General features: G+C 68.0%; 24 protein-coding genes. 14 read left to right on the top strand and 10 right to left on the bottom strand.

Features of this window, described 5'->3' with window-relative positions; translation table 11 throughout:
* Positions 1–22: 22 nt before the first annotated feature.
* From IAE60_RS12140 to IAE60_RS12095, 10 genes are all read right to left on the bottom strand, one after another.
* A complete protein-coding gene (locus tag IAE60_RS12140; RefSeq protein WP_162108861.1) occupies positions 23–697 on the bottom strand; it encodes a YiaD family glycine zipper/OmpA-like lipoprotein in 675 nt (224 codons plus the stop codon).
* Positions 698–805: 108 nt separating this feature from the next.
* Positions 806–2,266 carry a WS/DGAT/MGAT family O-acyltransferase gene (locus IAE60_RS12135; RefSeq protein ID WP_185896034.1) on the bottom strand — a complete coding sequence of 487 codons (1,461 nt, stop codon included), beginning with the start codon at positions 2,264–2,266 and terminating at the stop codon, positions 806–808.
* Positions 2,267–2,325: 59 nt separating this feature from the next.
* A complete protein-coding gene (locus tag IAE60_RS12130; RefSeq protein WP_187572442.1) occupies positions 2,326–3,744 on the bottom strand; it encodes a cryptochrome/photolyase family protein in 1,419 nt (472 codons plus the stop codon).
* Between the two features lie 28 nt (positions 3,745–3,772).
* Complete coding sequence (gene alr, locus IAE60_RS12125) at positions 3,773–4,960, bottom strand: alanine racemase (RefSeq protein ID WP_187572441.1); 1,188 nt, start codon at positions 4,958–4,960, stop codon at positions 3,773–3,775.
* Positions 4,961–5,044: 84 nt separating this feature from the next.
* Entirely contained in the window at positions 5,045–8,098 is a 3,054-nt protein-coding gene (locus tag IAE60_RS12120; RefSeq protein ID WP_187572440.1) for a sensor histidine kinase, read from the bottom strand.
* A 167-nt stretch (positions 8,099–8,265) separates the two neighbouring features.
* A complete protein-coding gene (locus tag IAE60_RS12115) occupies positions 8,266–9,666 on the bottom strand; it encodes a replicative DNA helicase (RefSeq protein ID WP_162108856.1) in 1,401 nt (466 codons plus the stop codon).
* A gap of 202 nt (positions 9,667–9,868) precedes the next feature.
* Positions 9,869–10,318 carry a 50S ribosomal protein L9 gene (gene rplI / locus IAE60_RS12110; RefSeq protein WP_162108855.1) on the bottom strand — a complete coding sequence of 150 codons (450 nt, stop codon included), beginning with the start codon at positions 10,316–10,318 and terminating at the stop codon, positions 9,869–9,871.
* A gap of 160 nt (positions 10,319–10,478) precedes the next feature.
* Positions 10,479–10,709 carry a 30S ribosomal protein S18 gene (rpsR, locus tag IAE60_RS12105; RefSeq protein ID WP_055942998.1) on the bottom strand — a complete coding sequence of 77 codons (231 nt, stop codon included), beginning with the start codon at positions 10,707–10,709 and terminating at the stop codon, positions 10,479–10,481.
* Positions 10,710–10,720: 11 nt separating this feature from the next.
* Positions 10,721–11,149, bottom strand: a complete 429-nt coding sequence (gene rpsF / locus IAE60_RS12100; protein ID WP_185896030.1) for a 30S ribosomal protein S6 — start codon at positions 11,147–11,149, stop codon at positions 10,721–10,723.
* 171 nt (positions 11,150–11,320) lie between these two features.
* The gene (locus IAE60_RS12095; RefSeq protein WP_162108853.1) at positions 11,321–11,659 is read right to left on the bottom strand and encodes a HesB/IscA family protein; all 339 of its coding nucleotides are present in this window, start codon (positions 11,657–11,659) and stop codon (positions 11,321–11,323) included.
* Between the two features lie 112 nt (positions 11,660–11,771).
* Between IAE60_RS12095 and asnS the strand changes: the two genes are divergently transcribed.
* The 14 genes from asnS to IAE60_RS12025 all read left to right on the top strand — a co-directional run bounded on the left by asnS (position 11,772) and on the right by IAE60_RS12025 (position 23,355).
* Positions 11,772–13,172, top strand: a complete 1,401-nt coding sequence (gene asnS, locus IAE60_RS12090) for an asparagine--tRNA ligase (protein WP_187572439.1) — start codon at positions 11,772–11,774, stop codon at positions 13,170–13,172.
* On the top strand, positions 13,172–13,477 hold the full coding sequence (locus IAE60_RS12085; RefSeq protein WP_162108851.1) for a hypothetical protein: 306 nt from the start codon (positions 13,172–13,174) through the stop codon (positions 13,475–13,477). The genes asnS and IAE60_RS12085 overlap by 1 nt, the downstream gene beginning before the upstream one ends.
* Positions 13,474–13,782, top strand: coding sequence for a hypothetical protein (locus IAE60_RS12080; RefSeq protein ID WP_244966562.1), 309 nt, complete (start codon positions 13,474–13,476; stop codon positions 13,780–13,782). The genes IAE60_RS12085 and IAE60_RS12080 overlap by 4 nt, the downstream gene beginning before the upstream one ends.
* A 7-nt stretch (positions 13,783–13,789) precedes the next feature.
* Entirely contained in the window at positions 13,790–14,434 is a 645-nt protein-coding gene (locus IAE60_RS12075) for an FMN-binding negative transcriptional regulator (protein WP_187572437.1), read from the top strand.
* Between the two features lie 106 nt (positions 14,435–14,540).
* A complete protein-coding gene (locus tag IAE60_RS12070; RefSeq protein WP_187572436.1) occupies positions 14,541–15,329 on the top strand; it encodes an SDR family oxidoreductase in 789 nt (262 codons plus the stop codon).
* A gap of 42 nt (positions 15,330–15,371) precedes the next feature.
* On the top strand, positions 15,372–16,793 hold the full coding sequence (locus tag IAE60_RS12065; protein WP_187572435.1) for an aldehyde dehydrogenase: 1,422 nt from the start codon (positions 15,372–15,374) through the stop codon (positions 16,791–16,793).
* A 15-nt stretch (positions 16,794–16,808) separates the two neighbouring features.
* The gene (gene can / locus IAE60_RS12060; RefSeq protein WP_162108846.1) at positions 16,809–17,483 is read left to right on the top strand and encodes a carbonate dehydratase; all 675 of its coding nucleotides are present in this window, start codon (positions 16,809–16,811) and stop codon (positions 17,481–17,483) included.
* Positions 17,476–17,871, top strand: a complete 396-nt coding sequence (locus tag IAE60_RS12055) for a RidA family protein (protein WP_187572434.1) — start codon at positions 17,476–17,478, stop codon at positions 17,869–17,871. Before can ends, IAE60_RS12055 begins: the two co-directional genes overlap by 8 nt.
* Position 17,872: 1 nt before the next feature.
* Positions 17,873–18,421 (top strand): 3-hydroxyanthranilate 3,4-dioxygenase, encoded by a 549-nt coding sequence (locus IAE60_RS12050; RefSeq protein ID WP_185896023.1) that lies wholly within the window; start codon positions 17,873–17,875, stop codon positions 18,419–18,421.
* Between the two features lie 44 nt (positions 18,422–18,465).
* Entirely contained in the window at positions 18,466–19,107 is a 642-nt protein-coding gene (locus IAE60_RS12045; RefSeq protein ID WP_185896022.1) for a nucleotidyltransferase domain-containing protein, read from the top strand.
* Entirely contained in the window at positions 19,091–19,498 is a 408-nt protein-coding gene (locus tag IAE60_RS12040) for a hypothetical protein (protein WP_185896021.1), read from the top strand. Before IAE60_RS12045 ends, IAE60_RS12040 begins: the two co-directional genes overlap by 17 nt.
* 79 nt (positions 19,499–19,577) lie before the next feature.
* On the top strand, positions 19,578–20,588 hold the full coding sequence (locus IAE60_RS12035; RefSeq protein WP_187572433.1) for an amidohydrolase family protein: 1,011 nt from the start codon (positions 19,578–19,580) through the stop codon (positions 20,586–20,588).
* Between the two features lie 106 nt (positions 20,589–20,694).
* The gene (kynU, locus tag IAE60_RS12030) at positions 20,695–21,969 is read left to right on the top strand and encodes a kynureninase (protein ID WP_187572432.1); all 1,275 of its coding nucleotides are present in this window, start codon (positions 20,695–20,697) and stop codon (positions 21,967–21,969) included.
* Positions 21,970–21,984: 15 nt separating this feature from the next.
* A complete protein-coding gene (locus tag IAE60_RS12025) occupies positions 21,985–23,355 on the top strand; it encodes an FAD-dependent oxidoreductase (RefSeq protein ID WP_187572431.1) in 1,371 nt (456 codons plus the stop codon).
* Positions 23,356–23,397: the final 42 nt, after the last annotated feature.

The raw sequence follows: 23,397 nt of genomic DNA, 5'->3' as shown, positions 1-23,397 counted from the left end.
ATGGTGCAGCGTGCGGGGGTACTTACGAACGCACCGGCAACACGCGGATTTCGACGCGACGGTTGAGCGCACGGCCGGCGTCGGTGTCGTTGCTGGCGACCGGATAGCGCTTGCCCATGCCGACGATCTCGAAGCGCTCGCGCTGCAGGCCCTGGCCGATCAGGTAGTTGCCCACCGACGCGGCGCGCTGTTCGGACAGGCGCTGGTTCACCGCTTCGCTGCCGATGCTGTCGGTGTGGCCGCTGACTTCCACGATGGTCTGGTTGTACTCGCGCAGGGTCGAGGCCACGTTGTTGAGGGCCGGATAGAACTGCGGCTTCAGTTCGGCCTTGCCGAAGTCGAAGGTGACGCCGTCCGGCAGGTTGAGCTTGATGACGTCGCCGTCGCGGCTGACATCGATGCCGGTGCCGGCGGTCTGGCGGCGCAGTTCGGCTTCCTGGCGATCCTGGTAGGCGCCGATGGAACCGCCCGCCAGCCCGCCGATGCCCGCGCCCACGAGGGCGCGCTGGCGACGCTCGGTGGCGTCGCTGCCGCTGAGCAGGCCGGCCACGGCACCGATACCCGCACCGATCAGGGCGCCTGTACGGGTGCGGTTGGGATCATTGGGATCGTTGGTCTGGCCGGTATAACTGGCGCAGCCACCGAGCAGCGTCACGGTGAGCGCCGCGAGGGCGCCGGTCTTCAGCATCGCATTCATACATCCTCCTGGGCGGTGCGCGGAATGCACCGGAACGGCCGCAAGCCTACCCAGCAAAATGTTCACAACATGCGATTTGAGCCCTGTTCATTCAGGTAGCGTCGGGGATCACGCCATCAGCGCGACGGCCCCCGGCGCATCCAGCGTCCGCTCCCAATCGCCCATCAGCGCCAGGTACAGCAGCTTGTCGAACTCCGGACCGAAGCGCCGGATGACGGCATCCGGATCGGGGATCAGCTTGGCGTCGGCGATCAGGCCGAAATGCACGCGCCCGTTGTAGCTGAGGATGGACACGCCGATGCCGATGGAACCGGTCTGCGGCACCCAGAACATCATCTCGCGCACGCGGCTGCCGCCCATGTAGAGCGGCTGCTGCGGGCCCGGCACATTGGTCGCCACCGCAGTCGCCTTGCGCGAGAACAGCTCCAGCGCCACGCCCTGGACGGCCGCCGGCGCCATGCCAAGTGCCGCAAGAAGTCCAAATGCAACAATGGCTTGTCGCGAATTCTTCAGGTCACGCATGCAGTCGGCCACGCGCTCCAGCCGGCGGATCGGATTGTCTTCGCCCACCGGCAGGTCCAGGAACACCAGACCGAAGTGGTTGCCCAGCTTGCGCGCGTGCTCCAGCGGGCGCAGGTTCACCGGCACGGTGGCGCGCAGGGTCACCCCTTCGAGCTGCTCGCCACGCTCCAGCATGTAGCTGCGCAGTGCGCCGGCGGCCGCGGCCATCAGCACGTCGTTGACGGTGCAGTCGCAGGCGCGGCCGACCGCCTTCACGTCTTCCAGGTCCAGCGGCTCGGCCCAGGCCACGCGCTTGCTGACGCCCAGCTTGCCGCGCAGCAGCGTGGGTGGGTCGTCGGACAGGGACAGCGCGTGCAGCAGCTCGCGGCCGATCTCGCCGCCCTCCTTCGCCAGCATCGTGGCCAGCGTGGGGTCCTGCATCATCTCCATGCCCTTGCCCAGCATCTTTCCGCCGATCTGCACGTAGCGATCGATGGCGCCGACGCGGCGGACGACCTCGGCCCCGTCCTTTTTCAGCCACGCCGATCGCAGGTCCTTGCCGGCATCCGGCTTGCGACTGGTATCGGTCAGCGACAGCAGCACCTGCACCAGCGCGATGCCATCGGCATAGCTGTGGTGGATGCGCGCCACCAGCGCGGAGCCGGTGCCGTAGCGTTCGATCAGGTGGAACTGCCACAGCGGCTTGGTCTTGTCCAAGGGCGTGGACGCCATCTGGCTGGTGAAGCGCTCCAGCGCCTTCTTCTCGGACTTCGGATCGTGCCGCCCCGGCAGCGCGGATAGGCGCACGTGCCAGTCGAGGTCGAAGTCCGGATCGGTGACCCATGACGCGCCGGCCGGCGTATCCACCGCCTTCTGCAGGAAACGGGGATAGGCTAAGAAACGCTTCCTGATGACCTGCTTCAACCGGTCGAGCGTCATCGGCTCGTCGAACATCAGCACGCCGGTGATCATCATCGGATTGGTCGGACGACACATCCGCAACCAGGCGGTATCCACCCGCGACATCGGCTCGCGACGCGGCTTTGCCTGCGCCTTCTTCGTGGCCATGCTTGCCCTCCTCTCCCGCGTCGAGTGAAGCATGCGGCGCGGAAAGGCGTCAACGCAGTTCAGTCGCCCGTCTTGCTGTAGGCCGCCAGCGCACCCTCGCGCCCTTCTGCCAGGTCGACCAGCGGCCGCCGAGGGTAGTCGGGGGCAATGCGTGACATCACATCGGGCTTCTCCCACGGCGCGAAACGCAGCGGGACCGGTACGGCCGCCAGTTCCGGCACCCAGTGCGCGATGTACGTACCTTTCGGGTCGAACTTCTCCGCCTGCGTCACCGGATTGAACACTCGGAAGTAGGGCGCGGCATCGGCACCGGTGCCGGCGGTCCACTGCCATCCCAACGTGTTGTTGGCCAGGTCGGCGTCCACCAGCGTGTCCCAGAACCAGCGCGCTCCCTGCAGCCAGTGATAGCGCAGGTGCTTGGTCAGGTAGCTGGCGACGATCATGCGCACCCGGTTGTGCATGTAGCCGGTGGCCCACAACTCGCGCAGGCCGGCGTCGACGATGGGGACGCCGGTGCGACCGCGCTGCCAGGCCTCGAGGGCTTTGGGGTCGACCTTCGCCCAGTCGAAATGCGCGAAGCGCGGGTTGAGGTTCTGCGTGGTGGTCTGCGGGAAGTGGTGCAACAGGTGGTAGGCGAACTCGCGCCAGCCCAGCTCGCGGATGTAGCCGTCCATGTCGGCGCTGTTGGCGGCCGTGCGCGCGCGCTCCAGTTCGGCCGTGATCCGCCAGGGCGCGATTTCGCCGAAATGCAGGTGCGGCGACAGGCGCGAGGTGCCCGTGCGGTCGGGACGGTCGCGGTCCGTGCGGTAGCCGTTGAGCGCGCCATCGATGAAGACCTCCAATGCCTCGCGCGCACCGGCCTCGCCCGGCGTCCAGACCTTCCAGAAGCCGGCATCCCAGCCCAGTGCCGGTGCCAGGCGCCAGGCATCGAGCGATTCGCCCGGCAACGCGTCTTCGAACGCGGGCAGCGCGCCGGGCGCATCCCACGTCGCCGGTGCGCGCCGCTGCGCAAGCGCCGACCGCCAGAATGGCGTGAACACCTTGTACGGCCCACCTTGCTGCGTGGCGAGGTCCCAGGGTTCGAACAGCAGGCAGCCATTAAAACTTTCCACCTGCAGGCCCTGCTCACGAAGCCGCTTCTTCAGCGAGGCATCGCGCGGCTGGGTGGCGGGTTCGTACTTGCGGTTCCAGAACACCGCCACCGCACCTGTCTGCTCCACCAGCGCCTGCAGCGCAGGCGCACTGGGCCCCGCGCGCAGGAGCAGGCGCGACCCGCGTGACCGCAGGTCCGCATCGAGCGCCGTCAGCGACCGGTGCAGCCACGCAAGGGAAGCGGCACCGGGGCTCCATTCGCCCTCTTCCTGCGGCGCATGCACGTAGACGGGAATGGGGGTGAATCCCTGGTCCAGGGCCGCGCGCAGGGCGGGATTGTCGTCCAGGCGCAGATCGTGGCGGAACCAGACAAGGGCGTTGGGCATGGGCGCGGCTTTCGGACGTCGTTGCCGATTACGCAGCCGGCCCGCCGCTGGATGCACCGCCGACGTATTCGCGGGGGATGCGCGCGTTGAGACCGGTCAGGATCTCGTAGGGAATCGTGCCCGCCGCATGCGCGACAGCTTCGCAAGAAATCGCGTCGTCGCCTTGCGCGCCGATCAGCACCACTTCGTCCTCGTTGTACGCGGTTCCGCCAGGGCCCAGGTCGACCATGAACTGGTCCATGCACACCCGGCCGATGATGGGACGGCGCTGGCCGCGTACCAGTACTTCGCCGCGCGACGAAAGCGAACGCGGGTAACCGTCGCCGTATCCGATCGGCACGGTGACCACGCGCGTGTCCGCCGGCGCTGTCCAGGTGGCCCCGTAGCTGACCGTCCTACCGGCCTTCACCACCTTGAAGTAGACCACGTGCGACACCAGCGACAATGCCGGCTTCAGGGCCACCGTGGCGCGCGAGGCGGGGTCCGGCATCACGCCATACAGCGCGATGCCCGGACGGACCATGTCCAGGCAGGTGTCGGGGAAATGCAGCACGCCGCCGGAATTGGCCAGGTGACGCAGCGGCATGGGGGCGCCGATGCGGTCGAAGTGCCGACATGCATCGAGGAAGCGGTGCCGTTGTTCGTGCGTCATCGGCGAGGCCGGATCGTCCGAACAGGCGAGGTGCGAGTAGATGCCTTTCACGGTGCACCAGCGCGAGGCGACGGCGGCTTCGATCAAGGGCCCCGCATTCTCGCTGTGTACGCCGATCCGTTCCATGCCGGTGTCGACCTTCAGGTGGATCACCGCCTGGCGTCCCAGCGATGCCGCCGCCTGTTCCACCTGGCGCAGCTTGGCGATCGAGGAGACGGTCACTTCGAGATCGCAGGCCAGGAACTGGCCGACCTGCGGCGCGTGGATGCCGCCCATCACCAGTATCGGCACCGTCACGCCCGCGCGCCGCAGCGCGATGCCCTCCTCCACCAGCGCCACGCCCAGCTGTCCGATGCCCTGCGCCTGCAGGTGGCGCGCGACCGGCACCAGCCCATGTCCGTAGGCATTGGCCTTGACGATGCCCATGACGGGCACACCGGCGTGCGCCTGCAGCGCGTGGAAATTGTGGCTCAGTGCGTCCAGGTCGACGCGGATGCGCGTGGGCCGGTCATTGGCTTCAGGGCGGAACGAAGCGGCGGCGTCGAAAGCATCGGATCCGTGCATGGCGCGATTGTAGCGGCGCGCGTGTGCTCTGCCGCGCCGGAAGGGTGACGGAATGCTAGGTGAGCGGACTTGCGTCGCGCTGGCCTAAGCGCGGTGCCGCCCCATCCGGCGCCGCCACCAGGCGGTCCGCGGGCGATACGCCACGGCAGCCGGTACCTGCACCTCCACGCGGGTCCCCTCGCCGGGACCGGATGCGATGTCCAGGCGGGCGCCGATGCGGGCCGCGCGTTCGCGCATGCCCGCCAGACCCCAATGCCCCTCGCGGCCTCCCCGGTCCAGCACGTCAGGATCGATGCCCCGGCCGTCGTCATGCACGCTGACCGCCAGGTAGGCGGCGTTCTGCGCGATGGCGATGTCGATATGCCGGGCCCCTGCGTGGCGGCAGGCGTTGAGCATCGCCTCGCGTCCGATCTGCAGCAGTTCGTCCTGCACGATGGGGTCGATCGGCATCCGGTTTCCTTCCTCCGACACACGGATGGACAGCTCGGGACCGGCCTCCAGTTCGGCGGCCATCCTCGCGAACATGTCGGCGAGGCAGCCGCCGCGGGCGGTGGCGCGCAGGTCGAGCACCCGGTCGCGCGCCTCCACCATCACGTCGTCGGCACGCTCCAGCACCGCGTCCAGCGCATCGCGTGCAGGCGCGCCCGGTCCCAGCGAACGGGCGACGGCGTGGAAGCGGAGGATCAGCCCCTGCACGCTCTGCAGCAGCGTATCGTGAAGCTCGCGGGCGATGCGCTCGCGTTCACGGTGGCGTTCCTGCAGGCGGTCGTGGATCTGCCTCGACACCCGTCGGAGGCGCAGCAGGTAGGCGACCCACAGCAGTGAGGCCGCTACGGTCACGCAGGCTGCCGCGAACCAGCGCGTCTGGTAGTAGCGCGGCGCGATCGAGAACGCGATGCGCGCACCCGTCTCGTTCCAGACGCCGTCGTTGTTGGCGGCCAGCACGCGGAACACGTAGTCCCCGGGCCCCGGGTTGGTGTAGTAGGCCACCCGGCGCGTTCCGGCCTCCTGCCATCCCTGATCGTAGCCCTCCAGCCGGTAGCGGAAGCGCACCCGCTCCGGGATGGCCAGGCTCAAGGCGGCGTAGCCGATCTGCAGGTTGCGCGCGCCGGCGGGCAGGCGCAGCGGACCGGCTTCCAGGCGATGGGGACGGCCATCGACGGACAACGAATGGATGCTGACGGGGGGCGGCAACGGATTGCGCTGGATACGGTCCGGATCGATCGTGACCACGCCGCTGGTGGTGGCGAACCAGAGCCGGCCGTCCCCGGCCTGGAGCGCGGTCGGTATGGGACGGAACTGCGCGGGAACGCCAGGCAGCCCATCGAGGAAATCGAACAGATCGTAGGCAGCGGCCGAGGTGCCGGCGAACACCGCTTCGATGGATGCGGCCGGAATCCTGACGATGCCCCGCGCACCGTTCAGCCACAGGTCGCCGTTCGCTGTCTCCACGATGCCGGAAATGCCACGGAAGGGGCTGTCGGCCTGCGCGCGCAGCGTCTGGATACGGTCGCCGCGCATGCGTGCCAGTCCGCGCTCGCCTCCGATCCACAGGCCTGCGCGCCCCTGCTGCAGCGCACTCACGTTGCCCACATCGAGGCCTTGCGGAAGTCCGAAGACCTGCAGCCTGCCCTCGCGCATGCACGCGATCTGGTTGTGCGCGAAGCCCATCCACACACGGCCGTCTGCTCCGGGAAGCAGGGTCAACGGCGACGCCCCCTCGCGCGTGCCGGGCAGGTCGCGCAGGTGAGTCCAGCGGCCGTCCTGCAGGCGGTGGAGACCGGGTGTGTTCAGTGATACCCACACGGAGCCGTCGGAAGTGCGGGTGATGGCCTGCACGCCCGAGTAGCGGCTCACCGGCAGGGGAACGCCGGGAGCGAGCGTTCCGTCGCGCAAGGTCCAGATTCCCTTCGGACCGCCCAGCCACACCATGCCGGTCGGGTCCCGGTAGGCTGCCGTCAATGGCGGGGCCAGCGACAGGGTTTCCTGCCGGCCTCCCTTCAGTCGCAGCAGGGGACGGTTGCGGCTGCCCACGAGCACGGCCGCGCCCTCTTCCGCCACGATGGCGAAATCGTGCGCACCGTCAGGCAGCGGGGCCAGCACCACGTTCGCATGGCGGAAGCGGTCCAGGCCGCGGCTGCTGCCTATCCAGAGCGTGCCTTCCCTGTCCTCCAGCAGCGGCAACGCATAGTCGGACGTCAGTCCCTCGCGCTGACGGAAGCCTTCGAACGGTGAGGCCGCCTCGCCGGTCCAGCGGTACAGACCGTCGCCCAACGTGGTGGCCCAGAGCGCGCCATCCCGATCGAACAGCAGCCCGGCGGAGGCCAGCGGCAACCTCCGTGCGGGCGTCGGCCGGCCTGGCACGGGCAGCGCACGCACCGCGCCATCGGCTTCCGCGATCCAGATGGCGCCATCCGGTCCCTGGGCGATCTGGCTGATCCTGCCCACGCGCGCCTGCACGCGCTGGAACTGCGTGCCGCCGCGCGGCAGGTAGGCGACGCCCTGCTCGCTGGCCACCCACAACGTGCCTTCGGCATCGACGAACACGGTTCGCGCCTGTCGGCCCGGATATCGCCATCGTGGCCCCAGCGCATGCCATCGCCCGCCCTGCAGATAGACCAGCCCGGTGAACGTGGCGGCCCAGAGACGACCGTCCGCATCGCGGGCGAAGCTGAAGACGGTGCCGCTGGGCAGGCCCCGCGCCTGGCCGTAGTGGCTCAACCGCGCCCCGTCGATACGGCTGACCGCACCGTAGCGGAAGCCGACCCACAATCCTCCGTCGGGCGATGCATGCAGGGCGGAGACGCTGGTGGCGGGCAGCGCCTCGCCCGCCGGAGGTTCATAGCGTTCGAACTGCACGCCGTCGAAGCGGTACAGCCCGATCTGCGTGGCCAGCCAGAGATATCCGTCCGTCGTCTGCGCAAGCGCGGTGATCTGGCCCGGCGCGCCATCCTGGACCCGCCAGGCGGTGTGGTGGAGTTGGGCCAGCGGGCGGTGGACATCGAGTGCGGCCGCCGCTTGCACCAGTGCAAGCCACAACAGCACGACGAGTACGACCTGCCCACCATGCAAACGCCCCGTGCCTTCGCCCGACCGACTGGCCACCCGATTACCTGCCTCAAGTTCGCTGGCGGTCATGTCCCGCCGTTGTCGCCCGACCGCGGCGAGTCCGTTGGCATCCTTGGCCTATCCGCGCCACGCCGCAGCCGATGCCAACCTCCCCTACCTGTCGGCATCCCCCGGTGGGCGCGGCGCGCGTGTCGCCCAGCGTACTACGCCCCGCGCCTCGCGTTGGGGGCTACGGCCTACTCGAATGCGCCGATGCTGTCGTGGCTCAGGTTGTCGAAGCGCGTGTACTCACCGAAGAACCGCAGCTTGCACGAGCCGGTGGGGCCCGAGCGCTGCTTGCCGATGATGATCTCGGCCAAACCTTTGTCGGGCGAGGTTTCCTTGTTGTAGTAGTCGTCGCGGTAGATGAAGACGATCATGTCCGCGTCCTGCTCGATGGCGCCCGATTCGCGCAGGTCGGCCATCACCGGGCGCTTGTCGGTGCGCGTCTCCAGCGATCGGTTGAGCTGCGACAGCGCGATCACCGGCACGTTGAGTTCCTTCGCCAGGCCTTTCAGCGAGCGCGAGATCTCGGAGATCTCGGTGGCGCGGTTCTCGTTGTTGCCCGGCACGGACATCAGCTGCAGGTAGTCGATGACGATCAGGCCCAGGTCGTGCTCGCGCTTCAGCCGACGCGCCTTGGAACGCAGCACGTCGGGCGACAGTCCGGGCGTGTCGTCGATGAAGACCTTGGCCTGGTCCTTCAGGATGCGGATCGCGCTGGTCACGCGGCTCCAGTCCTCGTCTTCCAGCTGGCCGGTACGCAGGCGGGTGGCGTTGATGCGGCCGACCGAGGAGATCAGGCGCATGGCCAGCTGGCCTGCCGACATTTCCATCGAGAACACCGCTACGGCCTTCTTAGACTTGATGGCGGCGTACTCGGCGATGTTCAGCGCAAACGTGGTCTTGCCCATGGCCGGACGTGCGGCCAGGATCACCAGGTCGGTGGGCTGCAGGCCAGCGGTCATCATGTCGAATTCGGTGTAGCCCGTCGGCAGCCCGGTCACGGTGCCGCCGCTCTCCGAACGCACGCGCAGCACCTCGAAGGCGTCCTTCAGCGCATCGTTCATCGCCACGAAGTCGGTGCGGCCGCGCGCGCCCTGTTCGGCGATGGCGAACACCTTCTGCTCGGCGATCGCCAGCATCTCATCGCTTTCCTTGCCCTCGGGCTGGAATGCGTCGTTGACGATCTCGGTGCCCACCTCGATCAACTGGCGCATCACCGCCTTGTCGCGGACGATCTCGGCGTAGGCGGCGATATTGGCGGCGGACGGCGTGGTGCTGGCCAGTTCGACCAGATAGGCGCCGCCGGCGACCAGGTCCATGTGGCCCTGCGACTCGAACCACTCGCCCAGCGTCACCGCGTCGAACGGGCGGTTCTTCTCGGCCAGTTCCGCGATGGCGCGGTAGATCAGCTGGTGGTCGCGGCGATAGAAATCGTTGGCGGTGAGCTTGTCGTTGATGCGGTCGTAGGCTTCCGGGGCCAGCATCAGGCCGCCGAGCACCGCCTGTTCCGCCTCGATGGAGTGCGGCGGCACGCGGAGTTGTTCGATGCGGGCGTCGTGGGGATCCTGGCGGAAACCGGTGCGTGCGGACATGGGCGGTACGAGCTCCTGCGGCGCATGCGGGGCGATGGCCGCACGGCCGGACATGGTAGGCAGTCCATGCCCTTGGGTGTTGCAGATAAGTGTGTGGATAACCGGTGGGCATCTCAGCGTCTGCGACGCAGCGGACCCACCAAACAGAACGGGCGCCTTGCGGCGCCCGTCTGTCGGCATCATGCAGCGATGCGCGGATCGATCAGGCTTCGGCCTGCACCACGACCTTCACGGTCGTCTGCACGTCGGCGTGCAGCTTCACGACGATCTCGTATTCACCGACGTTGCGCAGCGCACCTTCGCCCATGATGACCTCGCTCTTTTCGAGCGGCAGGCCGGCGGCGGTGAAGGCATCGGCGATGTCGCGCGGACCGACCGAACCGAACAGCTTGCCTTCGGTCGCGGCATTGGCGGTGATCGTGACGCTGGCGCCTTCCAGCTTGGCGGCGCGGCCTTCGGCCTCGTCATGCACGGCCTTGGCCTTGGCTTCGTACTCGGCGCGCTTGGCTTCGAACTCGGCCACGTTGGCGGCGGTCGCCGGCACGGCCTTGCCCTGCGGCACCAGGTAGTTGCGGCCGTAGCCCGGCTTGACGTTGACCTTGTCGCCCAGGACGCCCAGGTTGGTCACTTTCTGCAGAAGAATCAGTTCCATCGTGTATCTCCGATTCGTTAGCGGCCGCTTTGCGGCCGCAACTGTTGCTGTCCGAATGGACGGGATTTGAAGCCAGAAGTGAGTGCGGAGGAGTGAGAAGTGAGGAAGAACACCCTCATCGCTCACTCCTCGCGGCGAAGCCGCTACTCACTCCTTGCCCTCAGACGTCGTGGTTGTCCGTGTACGGGATCAGCGCCAGGAAACGGGCGCGCTTGACCGCGGTGGACAGCTGGCGCTGGTAACGGGACTTGGTGCCGGTGACGCGGCTCGGCACGATCTTGCCGTTCTCGGTCAGGTACTGGCGCAGGGTGTTGAGATCCTTGTAGTCGATCTCTTTCACGCCTTCGGCGGTGAACTTGCAGAACTTGCGGCGACGGAAGAACTTGGACATGGGTGGTCTCCTCAGGCGGCTTCGGCGTTGTCGGATTCGGTCGAAGCGGCGTTGCCGGCCTCGCCTTCCTCGTCGTCACGGCGACGACGCTCGCCACGCTCGGGCTTGTCGCCCTTCTCGTCCTTGTTCTTCATGATCAGGGACTGCTCGGTGTCCGGGCCATCGCGCTTGATGACCAGGTTGCGCAGCACCGCATCGTTGAAACGGAAGCTTTCGACCAGCTCGTTCAGCACGGCCTGGTCGGCCTCGATGTTGAGCAGCACGTAGTGGGCCTTCACCAGGTTCTGGATCGGGTACGCCAGCTGGCGGCGGCCCCAGTCTTCCAGACGGTGGATCTTGCCGTTGCCGCCTTCGATCAGCGCCTTGTAGCGCTCGATCATGGCCGGCACCTGCTCGCTCTGGTCCGGATGGACCAGGAACACGACTTCATAGTGACGCATCGTTTTTACCTTTCGGATGTGGGCCCGGCGGGATATCCCGCGGGCGGAACAGCCCCCCGGACGCCCGGAACGGACGCGGTGGGGCAAGGACCCGGCCGCCTGTCAGCGGTCGGAAGCAGGAAAGTATGGCAGGTCAGTCACTTAGGGGCAAGTCCTGCCCCTGGACATCGCTCAGGCGGCGTCCGCCGAGGTGGTGAAGCTCTCGCCGCAACCGCATTCGGCGGCCGCGTTGGGGTTGCGGAAGGTGAAGGTCTCGGACAGGCCCTGCTTGGCGAAATCGATCTCCGTGCCATCGACCAGCGGCAGGCTGGTCGCGTCCACGTAGATCTTCACTCCGTCGAACTCGAACACCGTGTCGCCCGCGCGCTCGTCGCGCGCCAGGTCGGCCACGTGGCCCCAACCGGAGCAGCCGGTACGGGTCACGCCGAATCGCAAGCCCAGGGCGCCCGGCGTCTGCGCGACGAAACGCTGCACACGTTCAAGGGCGACGGGGGTAAGGGTGATGGCCATGAGCTGCTCCTGTGCGACGCTGGGAATTATAGCCGCGGGCGCACCGTCGGCCTTGCGGCTCTTGCTAAACTCCGCGTTCCATAAATATGTCTGTTACCGAAGGATTCAAGCCATGACGGTGGTGAGCGTCGAACATGCGCTGGCGGGCAAGCTCCCGGCCGGCGGCGAGGTCACGGTGCGCGGCTGGGTGCGCACGCGGCGCGATTCCAAGGCGGGCCTGTCCTTCGTCAACGTCAGCGACGGCTCGTGCTTCGCGCCGATCCAGGTGGTGGCACCCGATTCGCTGCCCAACTACGAATCCGAGATCAAGCACCTGACCACCGGGTGTTCGGTCATCGCCACCGGCACGCTGGTGGCCTCCCAGGGCCAGGGCCAGAGTTTCGAGATCCAGGCGTCGTCGATCGAGGTGGTCGGCTGGGTCGAGGACCCGCTCACCTACCCCATGCAGCCCAAGCAGCACTCGCTGGAGTACCTGCGCGAGTTCGCCCACCTGCGTCCGCGCACCAACCTGTTCGGCGCGGTCACCCGCATCCGCCACTGCCTGGCGCAGGCGGTGCACCGGTTCTTCCACGAGCGCGGCTTCTACTGGATCAGCACGCCGATCATCACGACCTCCGACGCCGAGGGCGCCGGCCAGATGTTCCGCGTCTCCACGCTGGACCTAGCCAACCTGCCGCGCAACGGCAAGGGCGAGGTGGACTTCTCGCGCGACTTCTTCGGCAAGGAGACCTTCCTGACCGTGTCCGGCCAGCTGAACGTGGAGGCCTACTGCCTCAGCCTCAGCAAGGTCTATACCTTCGGCCCGACCTTCCGCGCGGAGAACAGCAACACCACGCGCCACCTGGCCGAGTTCTGGATGATCGAACCCGAGATCGCGTTCGCCGACCTGACGGCCGACGCCGACCTGGCCGAGGACTTCCTGAAGTACCTGTTCCGCACGGTGCTGTCGGAGCGCGCGGACGACATGGCCTTCATCGCCGAGCGCATGCAGAAGGACGCGATCACCCGGCTGGAGTCGTTCATCAACGCGCCGTTCGAGCGGATCGACTACACCGACGCGATCGACCTGCTGCAGAAGTCGGGCAAGAAGTTCGACTTCCCGGTCGAATGGGGCCTGGACCTGCAGACCGAGCACGAGCGCTGGCTGACCGAAGAGCACGTGGGCCGTCCGGTGGTGGTGATGAACTACCCCGAACACATCAAGGCCTTCTACATGCGCCTGAACGATGACGGCCGCACCGTCGCCGCGATGGACGTGCTGGCACCGGGCATCGGCGAGATCATCGGCGGCAGCCAGCGCGAGGAGCGCCTGGACGTGCTGGATGCACGCATGGCCCAGTTCGGCCTGGACCCGGCGCACTACCAGTGGTACCGCGACTTCCGCCGCTACGGCGGCGTGCCGCACGCCGGCTTCGGCCTGGGCTTCGAACGGCTGGTGGTCTACGTCTGCGGACTGTCCAACATCCGCGACGCGATCGCCTACCCGCGCGCGCCCGGCAACGCGGAGTTCTGATGCTCCTGTTCTTCGCGCTCTGCTTCGTCGGCGTGGCCATCGCGGGCTTCTGCGCCTTCGTCATCTTCTGGCCATTGACGCTGGTGCACGTCCGCGACCGCCATGCCGCCCTGGGCGCACAATGGGGCGAAGGCGCATTCCTCAAGCCTGTCGCCCTGCGCTGGCTGCTGTCGGGGGACTACCGCCGCATCCCGGATACCTCGTTGTCAGGGCTGGCGACACCGGCACGCATCTCGCTGTGCGTGATCTTCTTCGGGCTGGCGATGGCGGGCCTGTTGGCGCTATGGGCGGAGGCCTTCGCATGACCCCGTTTCTCCGTGAGGACTGGTACCTGGCTTCGCTCGGCCGCACGCTGATCTGGGCGCGCCTGCGCCTACTGGAAGCCGGTACCGCCGAAGTACTGGACAGCGACGGCAATACGCTGCCCTACGACAGCGAGGACAGCGCCCGCGCCGCGTTGTTCGATGCCGAATTCGTCGCCTTCGACGGCCTGGACGAGGACGACGCCCTGGCACGCGGCTTCTCGCTGGCCGGCGTGCAGCCGCCGCAGGGCGACGACGATGCCGCGCTGGTGCCGCTGATGGTGCAGTCGCTCGGCGCCCGCGCCTGACCCGACGATGTACACGCCGCGCGCGTTTGCAGAAACCGACCTGACCGGACTCGACCGGCTCATCGAGCGCGACGCCTTTGTCACCCTGGTCACCGTGGCCGATGGACTGCCTTTTGTCAGCCATCTGCCCGTGCTGTATGCGCGCGACGGCGACCGGATCGTGATCGAAGGGCATTGGGCCCGGCCGAATCCGCAGGCGCGCCACGCGGGGCCCGCACTGGTGATCGTGCATGGTCCGCACGCTTACCTGTCGCCGGGCTGGTACGCGGACAAGGAAGAGGCGGCCCGTGTGCCGACCTGGAACTATGCCGTCGCCCATCTGCACGGCACGCTGGAGAGTACCGAGGACACCGATCGACTGGCTTCGATCGTGGATCGCCTGAGCCAGGCGAACGAGGCCCGCGTCGGCAACGACTGGCGCTTCGAACACGACCGCGACGATCATGTCCGTCAGCTGCGCGGGATCATCGGCTTCCGCTTCACGGTCGACCGCGTCGAGCTGAAGTTCAAGCTCAGCCAGAACCATCCGGTCGCCAATGTCGAGGGGGCCGCCGCCGCGCTGCACCGGCTCGGCGGCGAAGACAACGTAGCGGTCGCCGACCTCATGCGCGAGCGCCTGGTCCCTCGGGCAGACGACATGGGCGCGGCGTAAGTCGCGAAGCGGTATCCCGGCCCCGCGCCTGGAGGGAGGGAGATCATCGCGACTCACGTCGCTCCCACAAGGCTACACTCGCTTCAGTTCCGTCCTGGACCTTCGCATGGACCTCAACCTCACCGGCCGGCATGCCCTCGTCTGCGGCGCCTCCGAGGGCATCGGCCGCGCCGCCGCCCATGAACTGGCGCTGCTGGGCGCCAGCGTCACGCTGCTGGCGCGTCGCGCCGATGTACTGGCGGAGGTGATGGCTGCCCTGCCCCGTACCCCCGGCGAACAGCACCATGACGGCATCGCCGTCGATGTCGCCGACGCCGCGCCCGTGCAGGCCAAGGTGTCGGCACTCGCCGCGGCCCGCCCGATCCACATCCTTGTCAACAATACCGGCGGCCCACCCGGCGGACGCGCCATCGACGCCGTTGCCGACGACTACCTGGCCGCCTTCCACCGCCACCTGCTCGCCAACCAGTTGCTTGCGCAGTTGACGGTACCCGGCATGCGAGCCGCCGGCTGGGGCCGCATCATCAACGTGGTCTCCACTTCGGTGAAGGAACCCATCGCCAACCTCGGCGTCTCCAACACGATCCGTGGCGCCGTCGCCAGCTGGGCCAAGACGCTATCGAAGGAACTGGGGGCCTACGGCATCACCGTCAACAACGTGCTGCCCGGTTACACGCGCACCGGGCGCCTGGAGCAGATCCTGCGCGACCGCGTGCAGGCCACCGGCAAGGACGAAGCCGCCGTCAGCGCGGCGATGCTGGCCTCGGTGCCCGCAGGCCGCTTCGCGGAGGCCCATGAGGTGGCGGCGGCGATCGCCTTCCTCGCCACGCCCGCCGCAGGCTATGTCAACGGGGTCAGCCTGGCCGTCGACGGCGGCCGCATGCAGTCCATCTGACCCCACCAGAAGGGGCTTGCCAGCCGGGTTAAGCTAGTGGGCATGGAACGCTACAGCCACTTCATCGATGGCGAACCGCGCCCCGCAGGCGCCTGGCGTCCCGTCTTCGAGCCGGCGTCGGCCGAGGTCTACGCCGAGGTCGCCGATGGCGGCGAGACCGAGGTGCTGGAGGCCGTCGAGGCCGCGCAAGCGGCCTTTCCGTCGTGGGCCGCACTGGCGCCCAGCGCCCGCGCCCGCTGGCTGGAGCGGCTGGCCGACGCGCTGGAGGCCAGGCTGGCGCTTTTCGCGGCGGCGGAGTCGCGCGATGCCGGCAAGCCGCTGGCGCTGGCGCGCGACATCGAGATTCCCAGGGCGGTCGCCAACCTGCGCTTCTTCGCGCATGCGGCCACGCAGTTCGCTAGCGAATCGCACCACGGCGAGGCCGGGCTCAATTACACGCTGCGCGCACCACTGGGCGTGGTGGCCGCGATATCGCCGTGGAACCTGCCGCTCTACCTGTTCACCTGGAAGATCGCGCCCGCGCTGGCCGCCGGCAACACCGTGGTGGCCAAACCGTCCGAGATCACACCCGCCACTGCGACGATGCTGGGCGCGCTGGCGGCCGAGATCGGCCTGCCGCGTGGCGTACTGAACATCGTGCACGGCAGCGGGCCGGCCGTGGGCGAACCGCTGGTGCTGCATCCGGCCGTCAAGGCCGTGTCGTTCACCGGCAGCACCGCGGTGGGCCGGCGCATCGCCGGACTGGCCGGGCCGCAGCTGAAGAAGGTCTCGCTGGAACTGGGCGGCAAGAACGCCACGCTGGTGTTCGCCAACAGCGACTGGCGCGCACACCTGGACACCCTGCTGCGCTCCGCCTTCCAGAACGCCGGCCAGATCTGCCTGTGCGGCTCGCGTCTGCTGGTGCAGCAGGCGATCCATGACGAATTCCGCGAAGCCCTGATCGATCGCGCCAGCGCGCTGCAGGCCGGGCCGCTGGACGAGCCGGCCACCCGGCTGGGCGCGATGGTGTCGCAGGCGCACTTCGAGAAGGTGCTCGGCTGCATCGCCCGTGCCCGCGTCGAAGGCGGGCGCGTGCTGACCGGCGGGCACGCGCTGGACCGGCCCGGCTGGTTCATCGCGCCCACGGTGATCGAAGGGTTGGGCCCGCAGGCCGCCACCAACCGCGAGGAGATCTTCGGACCGGTGGTGACGCTGCAGCCCTTCGAGGACGAGGCGCACGCGCTGTCGCTGGCCAATGCCGGCGACTATGGACTGGCGGCGACCGTCTGGACGCGCGACCTGGACCGCGCCCATCGCCTGGCCGCGCAGCTGCGCGCCGGCATCGTCTGGATCAACACCTGGATGACCCGCGACCTGCGCACGCCGTTCGGCGGCATGGGCGCGTCCGGCCTGGGCCGCGAGGGCGGCCTGGAGGCCATGCGGTTCTTCACCGAACCCAAGAACGTCTGCATCGCATTGCGCTGAGGAAGAACCGAACGAATGAGCGAACTTTCCGAACTCGAGAAACTGCTGCAGAACAACCGCGACTGGGCCGACCGCATCAAGCAGGAAGACCCGGGCTTCTTCAAGCGGCTGTCGCAGCAGCAGTCCCCCCGCTACCTGTGGATCGGCTGCTCCGATTCGCGCGTGCCGGCCAACCAGATCCTCGGGCTGGACCCCGGCGAGGTCTTCGTCCATCGCAACATCGCCAACGTGATGTCGCACGGCGACCTCAACGCGCTGTCGGTGATCCAGTTCGCCGTCGACATCCTGAAGGTCGAACACATCCTGCTGGTCGGCCATTACGGCTGCGGCGGCGTGCATGCGGCCATGACCGGCCTGCGCGTGGGCCTGGCCGACAACTGGCTGCGCCATGTGGCCGATGTGGCGATGAAGCACGCGGACCTGCTGGGGCAGGTCGATACCGAATCCCTGCGGCACGCGCGCCTGTGCGAGCTGAACGTGATCGAACAGGTCTTCAACGTCTGCCAGACCACTGTCGTGCAGGATGCGTGGGCGCGTGGACAGCCGCTGGCGGTCCATGGCTGGGTCTACAGCCTGTTCGATGGGCGCGTGCGCGAGCTGGGCATGGATGTGGCCGCGCAGGACGAACTGCAGCCGGCCTACCAGCGTGCCCTCGCCTCGGTGCCGCCCAAGGGCAAACGCGATGAATGAGGGCGTGCAGGTCGCCGCCGCGCCCAGGCCGGTCGGCCACTACCCGCATGCGCGGCGGGTCGGCGACCTGCTGTTCCTCTCGGGGATCGGTCCGCGCGATGCCGCCACGAACGCGATTCCTAACGGCATCGAGGCGCAGACCCGCGCGGTGTTCGCCAATGTCCGGGCCGTGCTGGAAGCCAGCGGTGCCTGCTGGGGAAGCCTGGTGGACGTGACGGTGTACCTGACCGACATGGCGGGCGACTTCCCCGGATACAACCGGGTCTGGGCCGACCATTTCCCCGATCCCGCGGTGGCCCCGTGCCGTACCACGCTGGGCATCACGGCACTGCCCACGCCCATCTCCATCGAACTCAAGTGCGTCGCGCACGTGCCGGAGCGCCGCTGACATGCTGCCGAACCCGCTCAACCTGCAGGCCTGGATAGAGGAACACCGGCATCTGCTGAAGCCGCCCGTCGGCAACAAGTGCATCTACGACGGGGATTTCATCGTGATGGTGGTGGGCGGCCCCAACCAGCGCACGGACTACCATTACGAAGAAGGCCCGGAGTGGTTCTACCAGTTGGAGGGCGAGATGGTGCTGCGCATCCAGGAGGATGGCGCCCCGCGCGACATCCCGCTCCGCGCCGGGGAAATCTTCCTGCTGCCCCCGCGCGTGCCGCATTCGCCGCAGCGGATGCCGGGCTCGGTCGGACTGGTGATCGAACGCAAACGCCTGCCGCACGAGGACGATGGCCTGCTGTGGTTCTGCGAGCGCTGCAACCACAAGGTGTACGAGGAGTACTTCCACCTCAACGACATCGAACAGGACTTCTTCCGCGTGTTCGAAGCGTTCTACCGCAACGACGACCTGCGCACCTGCAAGGCCTGCGGCCATCTGAACCCCCGGCCGAGCCGTTACGAGATGCAGGCGGATTCGCAGGCCGACATCACCTGAGCTTGCACTTGCCCAATCTGGGCATTATCGTGCCCGATATGGGCATGAACGACTCCCTCCGTCCCGGGAAGGTCAGCGAGGCCGCGGCGCGTTACGCCGCCGCCAGCCTGTCCGGGGCGCTGTTCACCACCACCCAGCAACGCGTCCTGGCCTGCCTGTTCGGCGAGTCAGGGCGCAGCTATGCGGTCAATGAGCTCATCCAGGCCACGGGCGCCGGCAGCGGCGCCGTCCAGCGCGAGCTGGCCCGTCTTGCCGGCAGCGGCCTGCTGACCGTCGAGCATGTCGGCAACCAGAAGCGCTATCGCGCCAACCCCGACGCCCCGATCCACGACGAACTCGTCTCCATCGTCCGCAAGACCTTCGGCCTGGCCGAGCCGTTGCGCGAAGCGCTGGCACCGCTGTCCGACCGCATCCATGCCGCGTTCCTGTACGGTTCGATCGCCAAGGGCAGCGACACCGCCCGCAGCGACATCGACCTGATGGTGATTGCGGACGACCTGGCTTACGCCGAGATCATGCTGGCACTGCATCCCGTCGCCGAACGGCTGGGCCGGCCGATCAATCCCACCGTATACGCGCGCGACGAACTGCGCAGCCGCCTGGATGCCGGCAACAGCTTCGTCGGCCGCGTACTGCAACAGCCGCGGCAATGGTTGATCGGAGGCGAAGATGACCTCGCCGCTTGAGAAGCTGGCCGCCCACAGCGGCCCGCTCAGCCCGGAGCCGCCCGACAAGAAGGAAACCGCCGGCCTGCTCCGCTCGGGACTCGCGCGCCTGGCCGACGCCCACAACGAGGCGCTGTCGCTGGAGAGCCGCTTCGACCTGGCGTACAACGCCGCGCACGCGATGAGCCTGGCGGCGCTACGCCGCGCGGGATTCCGCGCCCGCCACCGCTACATCGTCTTCCAGGTGCTGCCGCATACCCTGGGCCTGGGCCCTGAGGTGTGGCGCGTCCTGGCCAAGGCGCACGACCTGCGCAACCTGGCCGAGTACGAGGGCCACGTGGACGTCGACCGACGCCTGGTCAACGATCTGATCGCCGCCTGCGAGCGCGTGTCCGACGCGCTGGAACGATGACGGCGAACGCCCTTTCCGTGACGGGTCGCGTTCGGCACTGCAGCGCGAATTCCGGGCACGTCACCCCTACAATCCCACGATGCTGAAGATCGACACCCATGCGCATTTCCTGCCCCGCGACTGGCCCGACCTGGCCGCCAAGTACGGGGACGTGCGCTTTCCGGTGATCCACCACGGCGACGACGGCCGCCACCGCATCTACAAGGACGGCAAGTTCTTCCGCGAAATCTGGCCCAAGACCTGGGACCCGGAAGAGCGCATCGCCGATTACGCCCGCTTCGGCGTGCAGGTGCAGGTCATCAGCACCGTGCCGGTGATGTTCAGCTATTGGGCCAAGCCGCATCACGCACTGGAACTGCACCAGGCGCTCAATGACCACACCGCCGCGGCCTGCCGCGACTATCCGCGCCACTACGCCGGCATCGGCACGGTGCCGCTGCAGTCGCCGCGCCTGGCCGTGCAGGAGCTGGAGCGCTGCATGGACCAGCTGGGCCTGCAGGGCGTGCAGATCGGCAGCCATGTCAACGACTGGAACCTGGATGCGCCGGAGTTGTTCGAGTTCTTCCAGGCGGCGAGCGAGCTGGGGGCGGCCATCCTGGTGCATCCCTGGGACATGATGGGCGCGGCGTCGATGCCCAAGTACTGGTTGCCGTGGCTGGTCGGCATGCCGGCGGAGCAGTCGCGCGCGGCCTGCTGCCTGATCTTCGGCGGCGTACTGGAGCGCCTGCCCGAGTTGAAGGTCTGCTTCGCCCACGGAGGCGGCAGCTTCCCGTACACCATTGGCCGCATCGAGCATGGCTTCAACATGCGCCCGGACCTGGTGGCCACCGACAACCCCCGCAACCCGCGCGACTACCTGGGCCGCGTGTACTTCGACTCCTGGGTCGCCGATCCGCGCGCGCTGCGCTACCTGCTGGACACCGTCGGCCACGAGCGGGTGATGCTGGGCACCGACTATCCGTTCCCGCTGGGCGAACAGGAGCCCGGGGCGGGCATCGCGGCCCTCGGGCTCGACGACACGCAGCAGGCACGCCTCTATCACGGTACGGCGCTGGAATGGCTGGGCCAGCCGGCGTCGAGGTTCCTTTGACCAGCCCTTGTGGGAGCGACGTAAGTCGCGATCGCAGTTCCAGAGTAGAGCCTCATCGCGACTCACGTCGCTCCCACAACGACAACCTCAGTCCATCCACGCCTCCATGACCGACCCGCTGTCCCGTACCCACATCATCGCGCTCGACGCCGCCGACCCGCTGCGGCCGCTCCGCAACGATTTCCTGATTCCGCGCCACAAGCACAACGACCAGGTCTATTTCTGCGGCAACTCGCTGGGCCTGCAACCCAAGGGTGCCCGGGGCTACATCAACGAAGTGCTGGACAAGTGGGCGAACGAGGCGGTCGAGGGCCACTTCAACGGCAGCGCGCAATGGATGACCTACCACGAACTGGTACGCGAACCCCTGGCGCGACTGGTCGGCGCGCAGCCGTTGGAAGTGGTCGCGATGAACACGCTGACCGCCAACCTGCACCTGATGATGGTGAGCTTCTACCGGCCTACCACGGAGCGGCCGGCCATCCTGATGGAAGCCGGGGCGTTTCCCTCCGACCGGCATGCGATGGAGTCCCAGATCCGCTTCCACGGCTTCGATCCTGCGACGGACCTGATCGAAGTGGAGCCGGACCAACAGGACGGCACGTTCTCGATGGCCGCCATCGAGCGTGCCATCGCCGAACACGGCCCGCGCCTGGCGCTGGTGCTGTGGCCCGGCATCCAGTACCGCACCGGCCAGGCGTTCGACCTGGCGGAGATCGCGCGGCTCGGCCATGCGCAGGGTGCCGTGGTCGGCGTCGACCTGGCGCACGCGGTGGGCAACCTGCCGTTGCGGCTGCACGACAGCGGGGTGGATTTCGCGGTGTGGTGCCACTACAAGTACCTCAACTCCGGACCGGGCGCCGTCGCCGGCTGCTTCGTGCATGCGCGGCACGCGGAGACGGACCGTCCGCGTTTCGCGGGTTGGTGGGGCCATGAAAAGAACACCCGTTTCCGCATGGGGCCCGAGTTCGTGCCCACGCCGGGCGCCGAAGGGTGGCAGCTGAGCAATCCGCCGATCCTGGGACTGGCCCCCCTGCGCGCTTCACTGGAGCTGTTCGACAAGGCCGGCGGCATGGAGGCGGTGCGCACCAAGTCGCTGAAGCTGACCGGCCTGCTGGAGGCCCTGATCCGGGCACACCTGGCCGATGTGCTGCAGATCGTCACACCCGCCGATCCGGCGCAGCGCGGCGCGCAGTTGTCGCTGCGCGTCGCGGGCGGGCGCGACCGCGGGCGCGAGCTGTTCGAGTACCTGATGTCCGTGGGCGTGGTCGGCGACTGGCGCGAGCCGGACGTGATCCGCATTTCCCCTGCCCCGCTGTACAACCGCTACATGGATGTCCACCGCTTCGTCGAGGAAGTCGAGACGTGGCGGGGGTTCTGACCCGGAGGCAACAGCGTGGGCACTGATGCTCGGCGACACATCACTATCATCGGGGCCGGCCTGGCCGGCGCCCTGCTGGCCACGCTGATGGCGCGTGCGGGCTGGCGTGTCGACGTGCATGAGAAGCGCGGCGACCCGCGCGTGAAGGGCTACGAGGGCGGCCGCTCCATCAACCTGGCCCTGGCCGAACGTGGCCGCCATGCGCTGCGCATGGCCGATGCCGATACCGCCGTGATGCGCCAGGCCGTGATGATGCGCGGACGCATGGTCCACGCGCTGGACGGCCGCCAGCAGCTGCAACGCTACGGGCGCGACGATTCCGAGGTGATCTGGTCCATCCATCGGGGCGACCTGAACATCACGCTGCTCGATCTGGCCGAACAGGCCGGCGCACGCCTGCATTTCCACCACCGGCTGGAAGGCGTCGATTTCGACGCCCATGTCGCGTGCTTCGTCGATGACCGAGATGGCCGTCGCATCGAATGCACCTTCTCCGCGCTGGTCGGTGCCGATGGCGCCGGCTCCTCGCTGCGTGCGGCGATGCAGGCACGCGAGGACCTGGGCGAGCGGACCGAGTTCCTCGACCACGCCTACAAGGAACTGGAAATTCCGCCCGCCGCGGATGGCGGTTTCATCATGGAGCCCCATGCGCTGCACATCTGGCCGCGCGGCCATTACATGTGCATCGCCCTGCCCAACGACGAACGCACCTTCACCGTCACCCTGTTCCTGCCGAACGAGGGCGACCCCAGCTTCACCAGCGTGCGCACCGGGGCGGAGGCGAAGGCGCTGTTCCTGCGCGACTTTCCCGACGCCGTGCCGCTGATCCCCGAGTTGGAACAGGATTGGGAAGCCAACCCGGTCGGACTGCTCGCCACGCTGTATCTGGACCGGTGGCATCTCAGCGGCCAGGCCGTGCTGCTGGGGGACGCGGCCCACGCGATGGTGCCGTTCCACGGCCAGGGCATGAACTGTGCGTTCGAGGACTGCGTGGCCCTGGCACGCCACCTTCAGGCCACCGACGACCTGGCCACCGCTTTCGCTGCGTTCGAAGCCGAGCGCAAGCCCGATGCGCTGGCCATCCAGCAGATGGCGCTGGAGAACTACGTCGAGATGCGCGACAAGGTGGACGACCAGGGCTTCCTGCTGCAGCGCGAACTGGAACTGGCCCTGCAGCTGCGCCACCCCGGCCGCTTCGTCCCCCATTACACGATGGTCAGTTTCATGCGCATTCCGTATTCCCTGGCCAGGCACCGCAGCGAGCTGCAGCGCGACCTGCTGGTTCGCCACACGCAAGGGCGCGCGACGCTGGAGGGGCTGGACTGGACCGCGGTGGACGCGGATGTCGTGGCCACCCTGCCCCCGCTGGAGGACATTCCGGGATGAGCACAGGCATCGCCCTCGGCAGGCATGCCGTTCTTGCAGCGA

Origin of the sequence: Pseudoxanthomonas mexicana (genome assembly GCF_014397415.1) — a bacterium.
Classification (GTDB): domain Bacteria; phylum Pseudomonadota; class Gammaproteobacteria; order Xanthomonadales; family Xanthomonadaceae; genus Pseudoxanthomonas_A; species Pseudoxanthomonas_A mexicana.
This window is presented reverse-complemented; position numbering and strand designations above follow the sequence as displayed.

Bases quoted from the DNA above. Each gene is read 5' to 3' on its own strand.
- IAE60_RS12140 (WP_162108861.1), bottom strand. From the start codon at position 697: ATGAATGCGATGCTGAAGACCGGCGCCCTCGCGGCGCTCACCGTGACG.
- IAE60_RS12135 (WP_185896034.1), bottom strand. From the start codon at position 2,266: ATGGCCACGAAGAAGGCGCAGGCAAAGCCGCGTCGCGAGCCGATGTCG.
- IAE60_RS12130 (WP_187572442.1), bottom strand. From the start codon at position 3,744: ATGCCCAACGCCCTTGTCTGGTTCCGCCACGATCTGCGCCTGGACGAC.
- alr (WP_187572441.1), bottom strand. From the start codon at position 4,960: ATGCACGGATCCGATGCTTTCGACGCCGCCGCTTCGTTCCGCCCTGAA.
- IAE60_RS12120 (WP_187572440.1), bottom strand. From the start codon at position 8,098: ATGACCGCCAGCGAACTTGAGGCAGGTAATCGGGTGGCCAGTCGGTCG.
- IAE60_RS12115 (WP_162108856.1), bottom strand. From the start codon at position 9,666: ATGTCCGCACGCACCGGTTTCCGCCAGGATCCCCACGACGCCCGCATC.
- rplI (WP_162108855.1), bottom strand. From the start codon at position 10,318: ATGGAACTGATTCTTCTGCAGAAAGTGACCAACCTGGGCGTCCTGGGC.
- rpsR (WP_055942998.1), bottom strand. From the start codon at position 10,709: ATGTCCAAGTTCTTCCGTCGCCGCAAGTTCTGCAAGTTCACCGCCGAA.
- rpsF (WP_185896030.1), bottom strand. From the start codon at position 11,149: ATGCGTCACTATGAAGTCGTGTTCCTGGTCCATCCGGACCAGAGCGAG.
- IAE60_RS12095 (WP_162108853.1), bottom strand. From the start codon at position 11,659: ATGGCCATCACCCTTACCCCCGTCGCCCTTGAACGTGTGCAGCGTTTC.
- asnS (WP_187572439.1), top strand. From the start codon at position 11,772: ATGACGGTGGTGAGCGTCGAACATGCGCTGGCGGGCAAGCTCCCGGCC.
- IAE60_RS12085 (WP_162108851.1), top strand. From the start codon at position 13,172: ATGCTCCTGTTCTTCGCGCTCTGCTTCGTCGGCGTGGCCATCGCGGGC.
- IAE60_RS12080 (WP_244966562.1), top strand. From the start codon at position 13,474: ATGACCCCGTTTCTCCGTGAGGACTGGTACCTGGCTTCGCTCGGCCGC.
- IAE60_RS12075 (WP_187572437.1), top strand. From the start codon at position 13,790: ATGTACACGCCGCGCGCGTTTGCAGAAACCGACCTGACCGGACTCGAC.
- IAE60_RS12070 (WP_187572436.1), top strand. From the start codon at position 14,541: ATGGACCTCAACCTCACCGGCCGGCATGCCCTCGTCTGCGGCGCCTCC.
- IAE60_RS12065 (WP_187572435.1), top strand. From the start codon at position 15,372: ATGGAACGCTACAGCCACTTCATCGATGGCGAACCGCGCCCCGCAGGC.
- can (WP_162108846.1), top strand. From the start codon at position 16,809: ATGAGCGAACTTTCCGAACTCGAGAAACTGCTGCAGAACAACCGCGAC.
- IAE60_RS12055 (WP_187572434.1), top strand. From the start codon at position 17,476: ATGAATGAGGGCGTGCAGGTCGCCGCCGCGCCCAGGCCGGTCGGCCAC.
- IAE60_RS12050 (WP_185896023.1), top strand. From the start codon at position 17,873: ATGCTGCCGAACCCGCTCAACCTGCAGGCCTGGATAGAGGAACACCGG.
- IAE60_RS12045 (WP_185896022.1), top strand. From the start codon at position 18,466: ATGAACGACTCCCTCCGTCCCGGGAAGGTCAGCGAGGCCGCGGCGCGT.
- IAE60_RS12040 (WP_185896021.1), top strand. From the start codon at position 19,091: ATGACCTCGCCGCTTGAGAAGCTGGCCGCCCACAGCGGCCCGCTCAGC.
- IAE60_RS12035 (WP_187572433.1), top strand. From the start codon at position 19,578: ATGCTGAAGATCGACACCCATGCGCATTTCCTGCCCCGCGACTGGCCC.
- kynU (WP_187572432.1), top strand. From the start codon at position 20,695: ATGACCGACCCGCTGTCCCGTACCCACATCATCGCGCTCGACGCCGCC.